A 15,387-nucleotide genomic window follows, 5' to 3' on the forward strand; every position below is an offset into this window, starting at 1 on the left:
GCGACGGCCGCGTTACAGCCGTCCCGGCCCCGATTCGTTTTTGGAGAGAGTGTTTATGAAAAGTATTTACATCCGTTCGGGCTTGGCCCTGCTGTGCGCGGCAACCCTGGGCGCCTGCGGCGGCGGCAACGGCAACATGGTGCTCGGCGGCACCATCAAAGGCCTGACCCAGCCCAACATGGTCCTGAAGAACGGCAGCTGGGAAACCAAGCCGGCGGCCACCGACGGAACCTTCCGCTTCAGCGAGCTGATCGCCGACGACAAGGACTTCTTCATCGAGATCTTCAAGCAGCCGGACAATTCCAAGTGCACGATCGCCAACAACAGGAACAAGGCCAACACCTACACCGTGGTGCAGACGGTGGTCACCTGCGTCACCGACAGCTATGCGCTGGGCGGCACCGTCACCGGTCTGGACGCCGGCGACGGCTCGCTGGTGCTGGCCAACGGCAGTGAAACGGCCGCCGTGCCGAAGCCGGCCACGGCGGGCGCGCCCGTCAAGTTCAGCCTGCCGAAGGTCATGGTCGGCTCGCCCTACGGCGTGACCGTGCTGACCAGCCCGCTGGGCAGCGCCAAGAACTGCGTCGTCAGCAACGGCAACGGCACCATGGCCACCAGCGCCATCGACAACATCAGCGTCGTCTGCAGCAAGTAAGCAAGCAGCAAGCACAAACAAGCCAAGCAACCTGACCTGGCGCGGCGGCCCGAGCGGCCGCGCCGTCCTCCCCCTTTGGAGAATGCAATGAAATTTTCGACCCTGCGCGCCTCAGCGGCGCTGGCACTGATCCTGGCGCTGGCCGGCTGCGGCGGCAAAGCCTCGTTCGACGTCAGCGGCACCGTCATGGGCCTGACTACCCCCGGCCTGAAACTGACCATGGGCGGCAATGACGACGTCGACGTGGCGCCTGGCGCTGGCGACGTCAACTTCACCTTCGGCCGCCGCCTGTCCTACGGCGACGCCTACAGCGTCACCGTCAAGCGCAACCCCGACCACATGACCTGCAACCCCTACCGCGGCGTCTCGGGCACGGCTGGCCAGACCACCAGCATCGCGGCCATCTTCAGCTGCACCAAGAACGCCTACATGGTGACGGGCTGGGTGGTCGGCCTGACGCCGGTGGGTAAGGATGACGCCGCACTGGTGTTGATCAACGGCAGCACCAGCGGCACGACCACCATCGCCGGCACCACCGACGGCAGCAACCCGGTCTTCAGCTTCGGTCCGGTCGAACATGGCGCCTCCTACGGCATCACCGTGCAGTCCCAGCCCAAGGGCCAGTTTTGCACGGTCGTCAATGGCGTCGGCATCATGGGCGACGAACTGGTGCGCAACGTCCAGGTCAACTGCAAGCCGCTGTAGTGGAGACGCGGCGCGATGCTGGCGCGCCGCTGGATGGAGAGACATCACAGACTGTGATATCTGGTATGCGAAAGATAAATTGGCGTTATATGCGGCGCCGCAGCATACTAGATCCGTCTCCTCCACTTCTGCAAAGAATTGGATTTCGCCCGCTTTCACCAGCGGGCTTTTTTTTGCCCGGACGGTTTACGTGCAGGCAAAAAAAGGTTCTTCACGGATCGGCGGGGTGCGGGCCTTACCCCGCAAGCAAAGGGGTCTGACCCCGTGGCGTATCGGGGTGCGGGGTAAAAAAAGGGGCAGGCCCTGCGGCGCTGCCCCCTGTACGGACGCGGTGGAGGAGCCGGGCCGCGACTCAGGCCGGCGCGGCCAGCAGCTCGTCGATGACGGCCACGCTGCGTTGGTCGACCTTGATGAACTGCACCCCGGTCCTGTAGCCCAGCAGCGGGTCGGGGTCGCTGTAGACCACCTGGCCCATCGCCAGCACGGTGCGGCGCTCCTCGCCGACGGCGACCTGGAAGCTAACCGCGCAATACTGCGCCAGGCGGATCTGGCTGGCGGTCTGCAGGCTGACCCCGCCCTGCGACAGGTCGAGCGTGTGGGCGGCGTGGCGCGACTCGTCGATCATGGTCACGGTGGCCGGCAGGCGCAGATCGGCGCGGCGGCTGAGGCGGGCGTTCTTGCTCATCTTCGGCTCTCCCTCGGGTCGCACTAGCTAGGTCAGGATGGAACGGGCGGTGCTTTCAGGCTGTTGGCCAGGGCGACGTACTGCGCCACGCCGACGGTCTCCGGCCGCATCGACGGATCGATGCCGGCGGCGACGATCTGCGCCTCGCTGAACATGCCGGCCAGGCAGTTGCGGATCACCTTGCGGCGCTGCGAGAAGGCCTTCAACACCACCGCCTCCAGAGTCGGGCCGTCGCAGGCCAGCGGCTCGGCCAGCGGGATCATGCGCACGATGGCCGACTCCACCTTGGGCGGCGGATCGAAGGCCTCGGGCGGCACCACGAACAGCAGCTTGATGGCGTAGCGCCATTGCAGCATCACCGACAGGCGGCCGTAGGTCTTGCTGCCGGGCGGCGCGGCCATGCGTTCGACCACCTCCTTTTGCAGCATGAAGTGCTGGTCCTGCACCAGCGGGGCGATGTCGGCCAGGTGGAACAGCAAGGGGCTGGAAATATTGTATGGCAGGTTGCCGACCACGCGCAGCTTTTGCCCGGCCGGCACCGGGATGGTGGAAAAATCGAACTTCAGCGCGTCGCCGGCGTGGATGGTCAGCTTGGCCGGGTTGAAGGTCTTCTCCAGGCGCGCCACCAGGTCGCGGTCGAGCTCGACGACGTGCATCATCTTCAGGCTGCGCATCAATTGTTCGGTCATGGCGCCCAGGCCGGGGCCGATCTCGACCATGGCGTCGTCGGCTTGCGGCGCGATCGCTTCGGTGATGGCCGACAGCACGTACTTGTCGTGTAAAAAATTCTGGCCGAAGCGTTTGCGGGCGATGTGTTTCATGGTTGTTCTTCTTCTGCGTGAGGGGTTCTGCGGTTCTGCGGTTCTATGCTTCTATGCTTCTATGCGCTGGACTAGCCGGCGGCGGCGACCATCGCCAGCGCGCTGGCGATGGCCAGCTCCATGCTGGCGCAGTCGGCCAGGCCGAGGCCCCGGGCCGCCAGGTCGAGGGCGGTGCCGTGGTCGACCGAGGTGCGGATCAGCGGCAGGCCCAGCGTGATGTTGACGCCCCGGCCGAAGGTGGCGTACTTGAGCACCGGCAGGCCCTGGTCGTGGTACATGGCCAGCACGCAGTCGGCCTCGCGCAGGTGTTTGGCCTGGAACAAGGTGTCGGCCGGGTACGGGCCGCGCGCGTCGATGCCGCGCGCCTGCGCCGCCGCGATGGCCGGTTCGATGATGTCAATCTCCTCGCGCCCCAGGTAGCCGCCCTCGCCGGCGTGCGGGTTGAGCCCGGCCACCAGGATGCGCGGCGCGGCGATGCCGAAGCGCTGGCGCAGGTCGCGCTCGATGATGTCGAGGGTGGCGCCGAGGCCGGCGACGCTGAGCGCGGCCGGCACGTCCTTCAGCGGCAGGTGGGTGGTGGCCAGCGCCACGCGCAACTGCGGCGCCAGCGGCAACTGCGCCGCGCCGCCCTGCGGCTGGCCGGCCAGCATCATCACCACCCGGGCGCCGCCGCAACGCTCGGCGAAGTATTCGGTGTGGCCGGAGAAGGCCACGCCGGCGTCGTTGATGGTGCTCTTTTGCAGCGGCGCGGTGACCACGGCGGCGAACCAGCCGGCCTGCACGCCCTCGATGGCGGCGTCCAGCGTGGCCAGCACGCTGCGGCCGTTCTCCTTGTCGAGCACGCCGGCGCGCACGTGCGCCGCCAGCGGGATGTCGACCACGCTCAGACTGGCCGGGCCGAAGTGCGGCAGGCCGCCGTTGCGCAGCGCCTGCAGCGACAGCGCCGACAGGCGGATCGCCGGGTCGATCTCGTGGGCGATCATGGCCAGGTAGGCGGCGTCGCCCAGCAGCACGCAGTTGACCTCGTGGCGGCGCGCCCAGGCGGCGCGGATCGAGATCTCCGGGCCGATGCCGGCCGGCTCGCCGACGGTGACGGCGATGGCCGGCCGCCGGCCGGCGCTGCGGGTGGCGCTCATGCCTGGCCCCCCACGCTATTTCGCCTCGTCGCTGCGGAACTCGACGTAGGCGCGGTCGCGCACCTGGCGCTGCCAGTCCTCGGCCGCCTCCTCGATCTTGCGGTCGCGGATGGCGTTGCGCGCGGCGTTGCGCTGGCGCTCCTTGGAGGCGTCGTCGCTCTTGCGCTCCAACACCTCGATCAGGTGGTAGCCGAAGCTGGTCTCGACCGGCGCGCTCACCTCGCCCGGCTTGAGCGCGTTCATCGCCGCCTCGAACTCGGGCACGATGTCGCCCGGGTACAGCCAGCCCAGGTCGCCGCCCTTGGCGGCCGAGCTGTCGGTGGAGAACAGGCGGGCCAGCTCCTCGAACTTGGCGGCCTTGTTGTCGAGCCGCTCCTTGAGCTCGGTCAGCTTGCGCTTGGCGTCGTAGGCGCTCATGGTCGGCGTCACCTTGATCAGGATCTGCCGGGCGTGGGTCTGCTGCACCGCCGAGGCGGCGGCCGCCTCGGCCAGGCTGCGCTTGTCGACCATCTTGATGATGTGGAAGCCGCCGACGCTCTTCATCACCGGCGTCACCTGGCCCGGTTTCAGCTTGACCAGCGCCTCGGCGAACATCGGCGGCAGGCGGTCGGCGCTGCGCCAGCCGATCTCGCCGCCCTTGAGGGCGTCGCTGGCGTCGGAATAGGTGCCGGCCATCTTGGCGAAGTCGGCGCCGGTGCGCAGCTGGCGCATCACCTCGTCGGCGCGCGCCTTGCGCGCGGCGATCACCTCGGGCGAGGCGTTCTCCGGGATGCGCACCATGATCTGCGCCAGGTTCATCTCGAACTGCTCGGCGGCGGCGGCCTTCTCGGCCTCCAGGTAGTTGTCGACCTCGGCGTCGGAGATCTGGATCTTGGCGTCGACCTCGTGCTCGCGCAGGCGCTGCATGATGATCTCCTCGCGGATCTCCTCGCGGAAGGCGGCGAAGGCGGTGCCGTCCTTCTCCATCTGGTCGCGCATCGCCTGCACGGTCAGCTTCTGCTGCTCGGCGATGCGGCCGATGGCGCGGTCGAGCATGGTGTCGTCGACCCGCACGCCCATCTCCTTGGCCAGCTGCAGCTGGGCGCGCTCGACGATCATCCGCTCGAGCATCTGCCGCCGCAGGTCGGCCGGCTCGGGCATGGCGACGTTCTGCGCCTTCATGCGGCGGGTCACCGTGCCGATGCGCGCGGCCAGCTCCTGGCGCGTGATGACGTCCTCGTTGACCACCACGGCGATCGAGTCGATCGGCTTGTTGTTGGACTGCTGGCCGGGCGGCGTGAAGCCCTTGGCGGCGGCCGGCGTCGCAGCGGCCGGCGCGGCGGCCGGCTTGGCGTCCTGCGCCCAGGCGGCGCAAACGGTGGTGGCGCACAGCAGGGCTGCGGCGATCTTCAGTGGGTGCATACTGGCATTACGCATAATGTGGAACGCTCATCATCAGGTGGTACACAATCAAAAAACACGCCGGACATGGGACCGCCGCGCGTGCGCAAAGTTCTAGCGGCCGTAGCCCTCGTTCAAGCGCTGGTAGCCGGGAATGCTGTTCTTCATCGCCTCGAGCGGGTTGCCCACGCCCAGCTTGGACAGGCCGTTCAACTCGAGCTGGAAGAAGATCGGCGTCGAGACGTTCTTGGCGGTGGCGACGAAGCGCTGCGCGCCCATGCGGAACACCCAGCAGTCGCCATTGTATTCAAGACCGACCAGGCTTTCGATGACTTTCTTGCTGAGCTGGGAATACACCACCCGGCCGACGCCGTACCAGCGCTGCGACAGCGGCCACTGGCTCGACACCTCGAGGTTCTTCAAGGCCGTGTCGACGTAGTGGTAGCTCAGGTTGACCACCTTCTTCTGCCCCGGCTGCCAGTGCACGCCGTAGCTGGCGGCGACCATCTTGCTGTCGCGGTTGTTGTACTGCACCTCGCTCTCGAAGGTCCAGGTATCGGAGATGCGGCCGGCGGCGGCCAGCAGCTGGTCGGAGCGGGCGTCCTTGACCGGGTTGCTGGCGTCGAGCTGGACGCGCTGGTCGCGGAAGTAGAAGCGCTGGCCGATCGACAGGCGCAGCCGCTCGGCGCCGGAGCTCTCGAGGAAGCGCGAGACCAGCGCGGCGGTCACCTGGTTGGCGTCGCCGATGCGGTCCGAGCCGATGAAGCGGTTCTCGCTGAACAGCTGGGCGAAGTTGAAACTGGAGGCGTCGGTGTCGAAGTGCGGCAGCTTGCTCTGGTCGCGGTACGGCGTGTTGACGTAGAACAGGCGCGGCTCGAGCGTCTGCGTGGCGGTGCCGAACAGCTTGGCGTCGCGCTCGAACACCAGGCCGGCGTCGAGCGAGAAGGTGGGCACGACGCGGCTCAGCGACTGCGCCGGGGTCTGCGCGCCGCCGGCGTCCTTGAAGGCGTCGAGCTGGTAGGCGGCGGCGTTGAGCATCAGCTTGGGCGTGATGTGGAAGCTCGGCCCGATGATCGGATAGCTGAGCTGGGGCGCCGCCACCAGGCGGCTGCCGCGCACCAGCGTGGGGTGCCAGAAGTTCGTCAGCTCGCTGTTGAACGACCAGTCGAAGCCGCCGACGTCGTACTGGGCGGCGCTGTAGCTGACGGCCGGCAGGCGGTCGTAGGGGCGCGAGACGAACAAGCGCGGGTCGGTCTTCGAGTCCGGGTCCTGCAGCACCTGGTACTTCTGCACCCGCGCCGTCAGGTTCCACCAGCTGCCGCGGTAGTCCGTGCGCAGCTCGCGCAGCAACTGGCGCTCGGCGCTGCCGGAGACGGTCTTGGCGAAGTCGTTCGGATAGTTGTCGTCCGAGGCGGCCCGCAGGCTCCAGCCGAACGACCAGTCGCGGGCCAGGTCCTGGCTGTGGTTGGACTTGATGTTCCAGCGCTTGCCGCCGGTCTGCTTGTCGTGCGGCAGCAATTCGATGTCGGTCTCGCCGCCGTACAGGCCGGCGTCGGTCTCGCCGATGTAGCGGCCGCTGGCGCCGAGCTGGATGCCGCGCCGCGGGATCAACTTGGGATACAGCGTCAGGTCGCGGTTGGGCGCGATGTTGACGTAGTAGGGCACGGTCAGCTCGGCGGCGCCCTTCGAGCCGAAGCCGGGCATCGGCGGCAGCCAGCCGGAGCGGCGCGCGCCCGACAGCGAGAACGACATCGCCGGCGTGCCGAGGATGGGCACGTCCTTGAAGTAGACGATGGTCTTGCCGGCGGTGCCGACGTCGCGCCCCGAGTCCAAATTCAGCGTGCTCGACTTCAGATACCAGTCCGGGTTGGGGCCCTGGCAGGTGCTGTAGGTGCCGTCGAGCACCAGCGCCTCGTCCTCGTTGAGGAAGTTGATGCGGCGCGCCTTGCCCTGGGCGTGGTTGAGCTCCATGCGGTAGGTCGGCTGCAGCATATAGCCCTTGCCGGTGTCGAGGTTGAGCTTGAGCTCGTCGCCGGTGAAGTAGTCGCCGAAGCGCCAGATGCGCACGTGGCCGTTGGCCTCGACCTCGTCCTCGACCTGGCGGTAGCAGGCCGTGTCGGCCTTGACCCGGGTCTGGTCCTTGACGATCTCGACGTCGCGCTCGAGCGTGATTTCGCGCTCGGGGCGGCCGCCGATGTCCTCGGCGCGCACGGTGGTGACGGCGTTCTGGTCCTCCACCCTGGGCGGCCGCGGCTTGGTCTGGGCGTGGCTGGGCGCCGCCGTGGCGGCGAGCAGGGCGGTCAGGGCATAGGCCCATCGGTACAGCTTGGGGGGGGCAGTTGGCCGGCGCATACTGCTCATGAAAAGAGGAATCGAAACACCATGACAGGCGATTTTTTGATTTGAATCCCTTATTATATGGGAATCTTCACAATCAACCGGATTCCACAGGCCGCTTTATGTCTTTATTGTCTAATTCATCACCCGACGCGGCGCCCGCCGCGCCCGACACCCGCCTGATCCTGTTGCAAGCCTGGCTCTCCGGCCTGAACCTGGTGCGGGTCGACAGCACCCGCGCCGCCTCGGCCGACGCCAGCTTCCGCCGCTACTTCCGCGTCGACGTGCTGGCCGAGCACCGCGCCGCCCACGGCGCCACGCTGATCGTCATGGACGCCCCGCCCGAGCGCGAAAAGAGCGCCGCCTTCGTCAAGCTCGACGCCATGCTGGCCGCCGCCGGCGTGACCGTGCCGGCCATCGTCGCGCAGGACCTGGCGCAGGGCTTCCTGCTGCTGTCCGACCTGGGCGACACCACCTACCTGCAGGTGCTCGACCACGACAACGCCTCGACCCTGTACGCCGAGGCGCTCGAGGCGCTCAGCCGCTTCCAGCTGGCCAGCCAGCCCGGCGTGCTGCCCGAGTACGACCGCGCCTTCTTCCAGCGCGAGCTGGACCTGTTCCCCGAGTGGTACGTCGGCAAACACCTGGGCGCCACGCTGAGCGCGGCGCAGGCGGCCGAGCTGGACAAGGTGTTCGCCGCGATCCAGGCCAACATCCTGGCGCAGCAGCAGGTCTACGTGCACCGCGACTACCACTCGCGCAACCTGATGCGCATGGACGCCGGCAACCCCGGCGTGCTCGACTTCCAGGACGCCGTCTACGGCCCGATCACCTACGACCTCGGCTCGCTGCTGCGCGACGCCTACGTGCAGTGGGACGAGGAGCTGGTGCTCGACTGGGTGATCCGCTACTGGCAGCGGGCCAAGCAACTGGGCCTGCCGGTCAACCAGGACATCGACGCCTTCTACCGCGACTTCGAGTTCATGGCGTTGCAGCGCCACCTGAAGAACCTGGGCCTGTTCTGCCGCCTGGCCTACCGCGACGGCAAGACCAACTTCCTCGGCGACCTGCCGATTTTGCTCGACTACGTGCGCAAGACGGCCAACCGCTACCGCGAGCTGAAGCCGCTGGTGCGCCTGCTCGACCAGCTCGACGACGTCCAGCCGCAAGTCGGCTACACCTTCTGAGCGGGGCCGCGATGAAAGCCATGATCTTCGCCGCCGGCCGCGGCGAGCGGATGCGCCCGCTCACCGACACCTGTCCGAAACCGCTGCTGGCCGTGCGCGGCCGGCCGCTGATCGTCTGGCACGTGCTCAACCTGGTGCGCGCCGGCATCACCGACATCGTCATCAACCACGCCCACCTGGGCGACCTGATCGAGCAGACGCTGGGCGACGGCAGCCGGTTCGGCGCGCGCATCGCCTACTCGCCCGAGCAGACCGCGCTGGAGACGGCCGGCGGCGTGGCCCAGGCCCGCCACCTGCTCGGCGACGAGCCCTTCGTCGCCATCTCCGGCGACATCTACTGCCCCTACTTCGACTTCGAGCAGGTCAAGGACGTGCTGCCCGAGCACGACATGTGGGGCGTGCCCTGGCCCGAGGAGAAGCGCGACCTGGCCTGGCTCTACCTGGTGAAGAACCCGGACCACCACCCGCTGGGCGACTTCGGCGTCAACCTGTACACGCTGACGAACGAGGGCGCGCCGCTGTGGACCTTCGCCAACATCGGCGTCTACCGGCCGGAAATCTTCGACGGCATCGAGCCGGGCAGCCACGCCAAGCTCGGCCCGCTGCTGCGCCAGCTGATCGGCCAGGGCCGCGTCGGCGGCGAGGTCTACCAGGGCGACTGGACCAACGTCGGCACGGTCGAACAACTCGAGGCCCTGAACCGCCCCGCCGCGCGATGAGCCCCTACGCCGCGCGCCGCGCCCGCCTGCTGGCGCACATGCAGGCGGGCGGCGTGGCGGTGCTCGCCACCGCGCCCGAGGTGGCGCGCAACAGCGACAGCGACTACCCCTACCGCCACGACAGCTACTTCTACTACCTGAGCGGCTTCGACGAGCCCGACAGCGTGCTGGTGCTGCTCGCCGCGCGCGCCGACGCGCCGGCCCGCAGCATCCTGTTCTGCCGCGAGAAGAACCCCGAACGCGAGATCTGGGACGGCCTGCGCCACGGCCCCGAGGCGGCGCGCGCCGGCTTCGGCTTCGACGCCGCCCACCCGATCGACGAGCTCGACGCAGAGATGGGCCGGCTGCTGGCCAACGCGCCGGCGCTGTACTACGCGCTCGGCCACAGCGCCGCGCTGGACGCCCAGGTCAAGACCTGGCTGGCCGGCGTGCGCCAGCTGGCGCGCAGCGGCGTCACCGCGCCCACCCTGGCCTGCGACCTGCTGCCGCTGCTCGACGAGATGCGCCTGTTCAAGGACGCCGACGAACAGGCGCTGATGCGGCGCGCCGGCGCCATCTCGGCCCAGGCCCATGCGCGCGCCATGCGCGCGACCCGGCCCGGCATGCACGAATACGAGATCGAGGCCGAGCTGCTCTACGAGTTCCGCCGCCACGGCGCCCAGGCGCCCGCCTACACCTCGATCGTCGCCGCCGGCGCCAACGCCTGCGTGCTGCACTACCAGCGCAACAACGCCCTGTGCCGCGACGGCGAGCTGGTGCTGATCGACGCCGGCTGCGAGTTCGACGGCTACGCCGCCGACATCAGCCGCAGCTATCCCGTCAACGGCCGCTTCAGCGCGCCGCAGCGCGCCCTGTACGAATTGGTGCTGGCGGCGCAGGCGGCGGCGCTGGAAGCGGCCCAGCCGGGCCGCCGCTACAGCGAGATGCACGACGCGGCGCTACGCGTGCTGGCCGAGGGCATGCTCGAGCTGGGCCTGCTGTCGCGCCAGCGCTGCGGCATGGTCGACGACGTCATCGCCAACCGCCACTACCTGCAGTTCTACATGCACGGCACCGGCCACTGGCTGGGCATGGACGTGCACGACGTCGGCCACTACCGCGACCTGGCCGAGGCCGGCAAGCCCTCGCGCCCGCTGCAGGCGGGCATGGTGCTGACGGTCGAGCCGGGCATCTATGTGCGCCCGGCCGAGGGCGTGCCCGAACAATTCTGGAACACCGGCATCCGCATCGAGGACGATGTGCTGCTGACCGCCACCGGCCACGAGGTGTTGAGCGCCGCCGCGCCCAAGACCGTCGCCGAGATCGAACTTTTGATGCGCCACACACCATGACCACCGCCCACGCCACACCGCCCGCCCCACCGCAGCACACCCAACACGACACACCGCAAGGCACGCCGCAGCCGGCGGTACAACCAGCGCCCGCAGCGGCAGCCGACTACGACTACGACATCGCCATCTGCGGCGCCGGCCCGGCCGGCATGGCGCTGGCCGCGCTGCTGGCCAAGCGCGGCGTGGCGCCCGGGCGCATCGTGCTGGTCGACGCCAAGACGCTGGAGCAGGCCAGCCACGACCCGCGCACACTGGCGCTGTCGCACGGCAGCCGGCAGATCCTCGAACAGGTCGGCGCCTGGCCGCTGGCCTGCACCGAGATCCACCAGATCCACGTCTCGCGCCGTGGCCAGTTCGGCCGCAGCCTGATCGACCGCGCCGAGCACCACCTGCCGGCGCTGGGCTATGTGACCCGCTACGGCGACATCGTCACGGCGCTGGGCGCGGTGTGCCAGCGCGCCGGCATTGCCACGCTGCGCCCGGCCCGCGTGCTCGGCCACACCGAGCACGCCGAGCATGTCGAACTACGCCTGACCGGCGACGAGTCCGACGCCGACGCCGACGGCGACGCCGGTCGCACGCTGCGCGCCGCCATCGTGGTGCAGGCCGAGGGCGGCCTGTTCGACCAGCAGGAGGGCCGCAGCCTGCGCCGCGACTACGGCCAGACCGCGCTGATCGCCGAGGTGCGCAGCAGCGCGCCCATTCCGCAGCGCGCCTACGAGCGCTTCACCGAACAGGGCCCGCTGGCGCTGCTGCCGCAGGACGACGGCTATTCGCTGGTGTGGTGCGCGCGGCCGGACACGGCGCGCCAGCTGCTGGCCCTGGACGACGCCGCCTTCCTGGCCGCGCTGGGGCAGGCCTTCGGCGGCCGCCTGGGCAGCTTCACCCACGCCACGCCACGGCTCGGCTTCCCGCTCGGCCTGAACGCCGGCGAGCGCGCCAGCGCCCGCACTGTGGCCATCGGCAACGCCGCGCAGACGCTGCACCCGGTGGCCGGCCAGGGCCTGAACCTGGGCCTGCGCGACGTCAGCGTGCTGGCGCGCCTGCTGGCGCAGGGCGCCACGCCGGCCATGCTGGGCCAGTTCAACGGCCTGCGCCGGCAGGACCGCGCGCTGACCGTGCGCCTGACCGACGGCATGGCGCGCGTCTTCGCCAACGACTCGCCGCTGCAGGCGCTGCTCGGCCTGTCGCTGGCGGCGATCGACGTGGTGGCGCCGGCCCGTGGCCTGCTGGCCGAGCTGATGCTGTACGGCCGCCGCTGAACGCCTGCGGCACGGCAGCAGGTTCACCTTAGGGTCAGACCCTAGGGTCTGACCCTGAATTTGCTGCCCGCCTACTCGAGGAAGGTGACCACCGCGCCGACCACCACGTCGGCCGGTTCGGCGCCGCTGGTGCGCACGGCGGCGCGCGCCGGCACCGCGATGGTGGCGTAGGCGTAGCCGCCGTCGCGGCGGCGCGCGCCGGCGGCCAGGATGGCGCTCGGCTCAAGCCGCTGGCGATGGTCCAAGGTCACATGGCGCTCCTGCTTGAGCGCCGCGTCGACCACGCGCACGCCGGCGCGCAGGCGCTCGCCCTGGGCGTGCAGCTCCGAACCGAACAGCAGCAGCGAGCCGTCGCGCTTCTCGAAGGCGTGGCGCACGGCGAAGTCGAACGGCTTGTCGCCCTGGGTGCGCGCCACCACCGCCAGCGTCTCGTCTAGCGTGACCACGCTGCGCGGCAGCGCGTCGTTGGCCGGCACCGAACCGAACAGCTTGACCGGGCCGCTGGACTGGCCGTGCAGCAGCAGATAGCGGCCGTCGAAGCGGCGGTGGGCGCGCAGCCGGCCGTCGGCGTCGAAGCGCAGCACCTCGGTGTCGACGTTGTCGGTGGCCGACACCAGCAGCGCGCCGCCGACGTCGCGCACCACCACGCCCTGGCCGTCCGGCGCGAAACCCTCGCCCAGCGTCGGCACCACCTGCTCCCATTTGAAATTGCCCAGCCGGTCGAAGGCCAGCAGCAGGTAGGAGGCGCGCACGCCGTGACCGCCGTCGGCGCCGGGCAGCGGGTAGTGCTGCTCGTGGGCCAGCAGCACCACGCCGCCGCCCCAGGCGATGCACTGGTCGGCGCGGTAGACCATGGCGCCGCGCAGCGCCGGCGTCTCCAGCGGCCTTTCGCTGAGCAGCTGGCCCTGGCGGTCGAGCTGGGTCAGGAAGATGTTCGAGGCGCCGCTGCGGTACGGCGTGTTGCCGCACAAGAAAACGCTGCCGTCGGCCATGCTGGCCACGGCGCGGAACTCCGGCGTGGTCGCACTGGCCTCCTGCGCCAGCCGCTCGGCCGGCGGCGACTCGCGGAAGTACATCCACTCGACCTTGTTGGCGGCGCTCAGCCGCGCCGCCCAGGCCTGCCGCGTGGCGGTGGCGCCGCCGGCCACCAGCAGGCCGTCGTCGGCGCCGACGGCCATCGCCAGCGGCTCCATCACGGCGTTGGCCGCGCTGTTGAGCAGCACCTCCTGGCGCACCTCGGTTGGCCGCACGCCGCCGGCCCAGCCGCGGCAGCCGGCCATCGTCAGGCTGGCCAGCGCCGCCGCCAACACCACGGCGCCGACCACGACGCGGCCCGGCGACAGGCGCAGGCGGCGGGGCGGCGGGGATGGCTGGCGAGGGTTCATGCTGTGCGGGCTGGCGGTGGACGGTGCGGGACGCGGTCAATTGCGGCAATACAAAATGTGTTGCCATTATCCCCGAGTCGTTGGCTTGCAATCTAACCAATACTATCTGAAGGGTACTATTTTTCGGCGCACGGCAGCGCCGCCGCCAAAAACCACCGGCCAAAATCTAGGGTCAGACCCTGAGGGTCTGACCCTGGCTCTTCGCCTGTGGGGTTTTCCGGCCGCCCCGGCGCCTTGGCGTCCACGCAAAAAAAACCGCGTCGGGCTGGCGCCGGACGCGGTTGTTGCTGCGGCGGCGCCGCGCGGGCGCCGCCGTGGCGGCCTACTCGACCGCCTTGACCATGTCCTCGATGACCTTCTTGGCGTCGCCGAAGACCATCATGGTGTTGGCCTGGTAGAACAGGTCGTTGTCCAGGCCGGCGTAGCCGGAGGCCATCGAGCGCTTGTTGACGATGATGCTCTTGGCCTTGTACGCCTCCAAGATCGGCATGCCGGCGATCGGCGACTTGGGGTCCTTGGCGGCGGGGTTGACCACGTCGTTGGCGCCCAGCACCAGCACCACGTCGGTCTGGCCGAACTCGCCGTTGATGTCCTCCATCTCGAACACCTGGTCGTAGGGCACCTCGGCCTCGGCCAGCAGCACGTTCATGTGGCCCGGCATGCGCCCGGCCACCGGGTGGATGGCGTACTTGACGCTGACGCCCTTGTGGGTCAGCTTCTCGACCAGTTCCTTGAGCGAGTGCTGGGCGCGCGCCACGGCCAGGCCGTAGCCCGGCACGATGATGACGCTCTCGGCGTTGGCCATGATGAACGCGGCGTCGTCGGCCGAGCCGGCCTTGACCGGACGGGCCTCCTGCGCGCCGGCCGGACCGGCCGCCGCCGGGTCGCCGCCGAAGCCGCCCAGGATGACGTTGAAGAAGGAGCGGTTCATCGCCTTGCACATGATGTAGGACAGGATCGCGCCGGAGGAACCGACCAGCGAGCCGGCGATGATCAGCATGGCGTTGTTGAGCGAGAAGCCGATGCCGGCCGCCGCCCAACCCGAGTAGGAGTTGAGCATCGACACCACCACCGGCATGTCGGCGCCGCCGATCGGGATGATGATCAGCACACCGAGGGCGAATGCGATCGCCGTCATGACGATGAACGGAATCCACGCCGGCTCGCTGCCGCCGGCCAGGCAGAACACCAGGCCCAGGCCGACCATCACCAGCGCCAGCACCAGGTTGAGCATGTGCTGGCCGGGGAAGCTGACCGGCGCGCCCTGGAACAGGCGGAACTTGTACTTGCCCGACAGCTTGCCGAAGGCGATCACCGAACCGGAGAAGGTGATGGCGCCGACGAAGGTGCCGATGAACAGTTCGATGCGGTTGCCCAGCGGCAGCGCCTCGCCGAGGGCGGCGATGTTGAAGGCGTGCGGCTCGGAGACGGCGGCGACGGCGATGCAGACGGCGGCCAGGCCGATCAGCGAGTGCATCGCCGCGACCAGTTCCGGCATCTTGGTCATCTCGACCTTTTTCGCCAGCAGCGCGCCGATGCCGCCGCCCACCACCACGCCGCCGATCACCAGCAGGTAGCCGATGCTGCCGCCGGTGGCCTGCGACTTGAGCTTGAGGATCAGCGCCAGCGTGGTGACGGCGGCGATGGCCATGCCGGACATGCCGAAGGCGTTACCCTTGCGCGCGTTGGCCGGCGAGGACAGGCCCTTCAAGGCCTGGATGAAGCAGACGGACGCGATCAGGTACATCATCGTGACCAGGTTCATGCTGATGAAATCCATGCTG

At 69.2% G+C, this 15,387-nt stretch carries 13 protein-coding genes; 6 read left to right on the forward strand and 7 right to left on the reverse strand.

What is annotated here, in order from left to right:
• The first annotated feature begins 55 nt into the window (after positions 1 to 55).
• Complete coding sequence (locus BM252_RS18020) at positions 56 to 655, forward strand: hypothetical protein (RefSeq protein ID WP_139236591.1); 600 nt, start codon at positions 56 to 58, stop codon at positions 653 to 655.
• Between the two features lie 87 nt (positions 656 to 742).
• Entirely contained in the window at positions 743 to 1,360 is a 618-nt protein-coding gene (locus BM252_RS18025) for a hypothetical protein (protein ID WP_093389055.1), read from the forward strand.
• A 352-nt stretch (positions 1,361 to 1,712) separates the two neighbouring features.
• On the opposite strand, the gene BM252_RS18030 is transcribed toward BM252_RS18025, so the two are convergent.
• From BM252_RS18030 to BM252_RS18050, 5 genes are all read right to left on the reverse strand, one after another.
• Positions 1,713 to 2,045: a PilZ domain-containing protein gene (locus BM252_RS18030; RefSeq protein ID WP_093389056.1), complete on the reverse strand. Its 333-nt coding sequence runs from the start codon at positions 2,043 to 2,045 to the stop codon at positions 1,713 to 1,715.
• Positions 2,046 to 2,077: 32 nt separating this feature from the next.
• Positions 2,078 to 2,866 carry a 16S rRNA (adenine(1518)-N(6)/adenine(1519)-N(6))-dimethyltransferase RsmA gene (gene rsmA, locus BM252_RS18035; RefSeq protein WP_093389057.1) on the reverse strand — a complete coding sequence of 263 codons (789 nt, stop codon included), beginning with the start codon at positions 2,864 to 2,866 and terminating at the stop codon, positions 2,078 to 2,080.
• 71 nt (positions 2,867 to 2,937) lie between these two features.
• Positions 2,938 to 4,002 carry a 4-hydroxythreonine-4-phosphate dehydrogenase PdxA gene (gene pdxA / locus BM252_RS18040; RefSeq protein ID WP_093389058.1) on the reverse strand — a complete coding sequence of 355 codons (1,065 nt, stop codon included), beginning with the start codon at positions 4,000 to 4,002 and terminating at the stop codon, positions 2,938 to 2,940.
• A gap of 15 nt (positions 4,003 to 4,017) precedes the next feature.
• Positions 4,018 to 5,403, reverse strand: coding sequence for a peptidylprolyl isomerase (locus BM252_RS18045; RefSeq protein ID WP_093389059.1), 1,386 nt, complete (start codon positions 5,401 to 5,403; stop codon positions 4,018 to 4,020).
• Between the two features lie 93 nt (positions 5,404 to 5,496).
• A complete protein-coding gene (locus BM252_RS18050) occupies positions 5,497 to 7,734 on the reverse strand; it encodes an LPS-assembly protein LptD (RefSeq protein ID WP_245774322.1) in 2,238 nt (745 codons plus the stop codon).
• A 107-nt stretch (positions 7,735 to 7,841) separates the two neighbouring features.
• Here BM252_RS18050 and BM252_RS18055 point away from each other — a divergent pair, with 107 nt between their 5' ends.
• The 4 genes from BM252_RS18055 to BM252_RS18070 all read left to right on the forward strand — a co-directional run bounded on the left by BM252_RS18055 (position 7,842) and on the right by BM252_RS18070 (position 12,218).
• Positions 7,842 to 8,906 carry an aminoglycoside phosphotransferase family protein gene (locus tag BM252_RS18055; protein WP_093389061.1) on the forward strand — a complete coding sequence of 355 codons (1,065 nt, stop codon included), beginning with the start codon at positions 7,842 to 7,844 and terminating at the stop codon, positions 8,904 to 8,906.
• Between the two features lie 11 nt (positions 8,907 to 8,917).
• Positions 8,918 to 9,625, forward strand: a complete 708-nt coding sequence (murU, locus tag BM252_RS18060; RefSeq protein ID WP_093389062.1) for an N-acetylmuramate alpha-1-phosphate uridylyltransferase MurU — start codon at positions 8,918 to 8,920, stop codon at positions 9,623 to 9,625.
• Positions 9,622 to 10,956: a Xaa-Pro aminopeptidase gene (pepP, locus tag BM252_RS18065; protein ID WP_093389063.1), complete on the forward strand. Its 1,335-nt coding sequence runs from the start codon at positions 9,622 to 9,624 to the stop codon at positions 10,954 to 10,956. The genes murU and pepP overlap by 4 nt, the downstream gene beginning before the upstream one ends.
• A 149-nt stretch (positions 10,957 to 11,105) precedes the next feature.
• On the forward strand, positions 11,106 to 12,218 hold the full coding sequence (locus BM252_RS18070) for an FAD-dependent monooxygenase (protein ID WP_245774331.1): 1,113 nt from the start codon (positions 11,106 to 11,108) through the stop codon (positions 12,216 to 12,218).
• Positions 12,219 to 12,289: 71 nt separating this feature from the next.
• Here BM252_RS18070 and BM252_RS18075 read toward each other — a convergent pair whose 3' ends face one another.
• A complete protein-coding gene (locus tag BM252_RS18075; protein WP_093389065.1) occupies positions 12,290 to 13,603 on the reverse strand; it encodes a hypothetical protein in 1,314 nt (437 codons plus the stop codon).
• Between the two features lie 322 nt (positions 13,604 to 13,925).
• The gene (locus BM252_RS18080) at positions 13,926 to 15,383 is read right to left on the reverse strand and encodes an NAD(P)(+) transhydrogenase (Re/Si-specific) subunit beta (protein ID WP_093389163.1); all 1,458 of its coding nucleotides are present in this window, start codon (positions 15,381 to 15,383) and stop codon (positions 13,926 to 13,928) included.
• Positions 15,384 to 15,387: the final 4 nt, after the last annotated feature.

The sequence above is a fragment of the Rugamonas rubra genome (assembly GCF_900114705.1).
Lineage (GTDB): Bacteria > Pseudomonadota > Gammaproteobacteria > Burkholderiales > Burkholderiaceae_D > Rugamonas > Rugamonas rubra.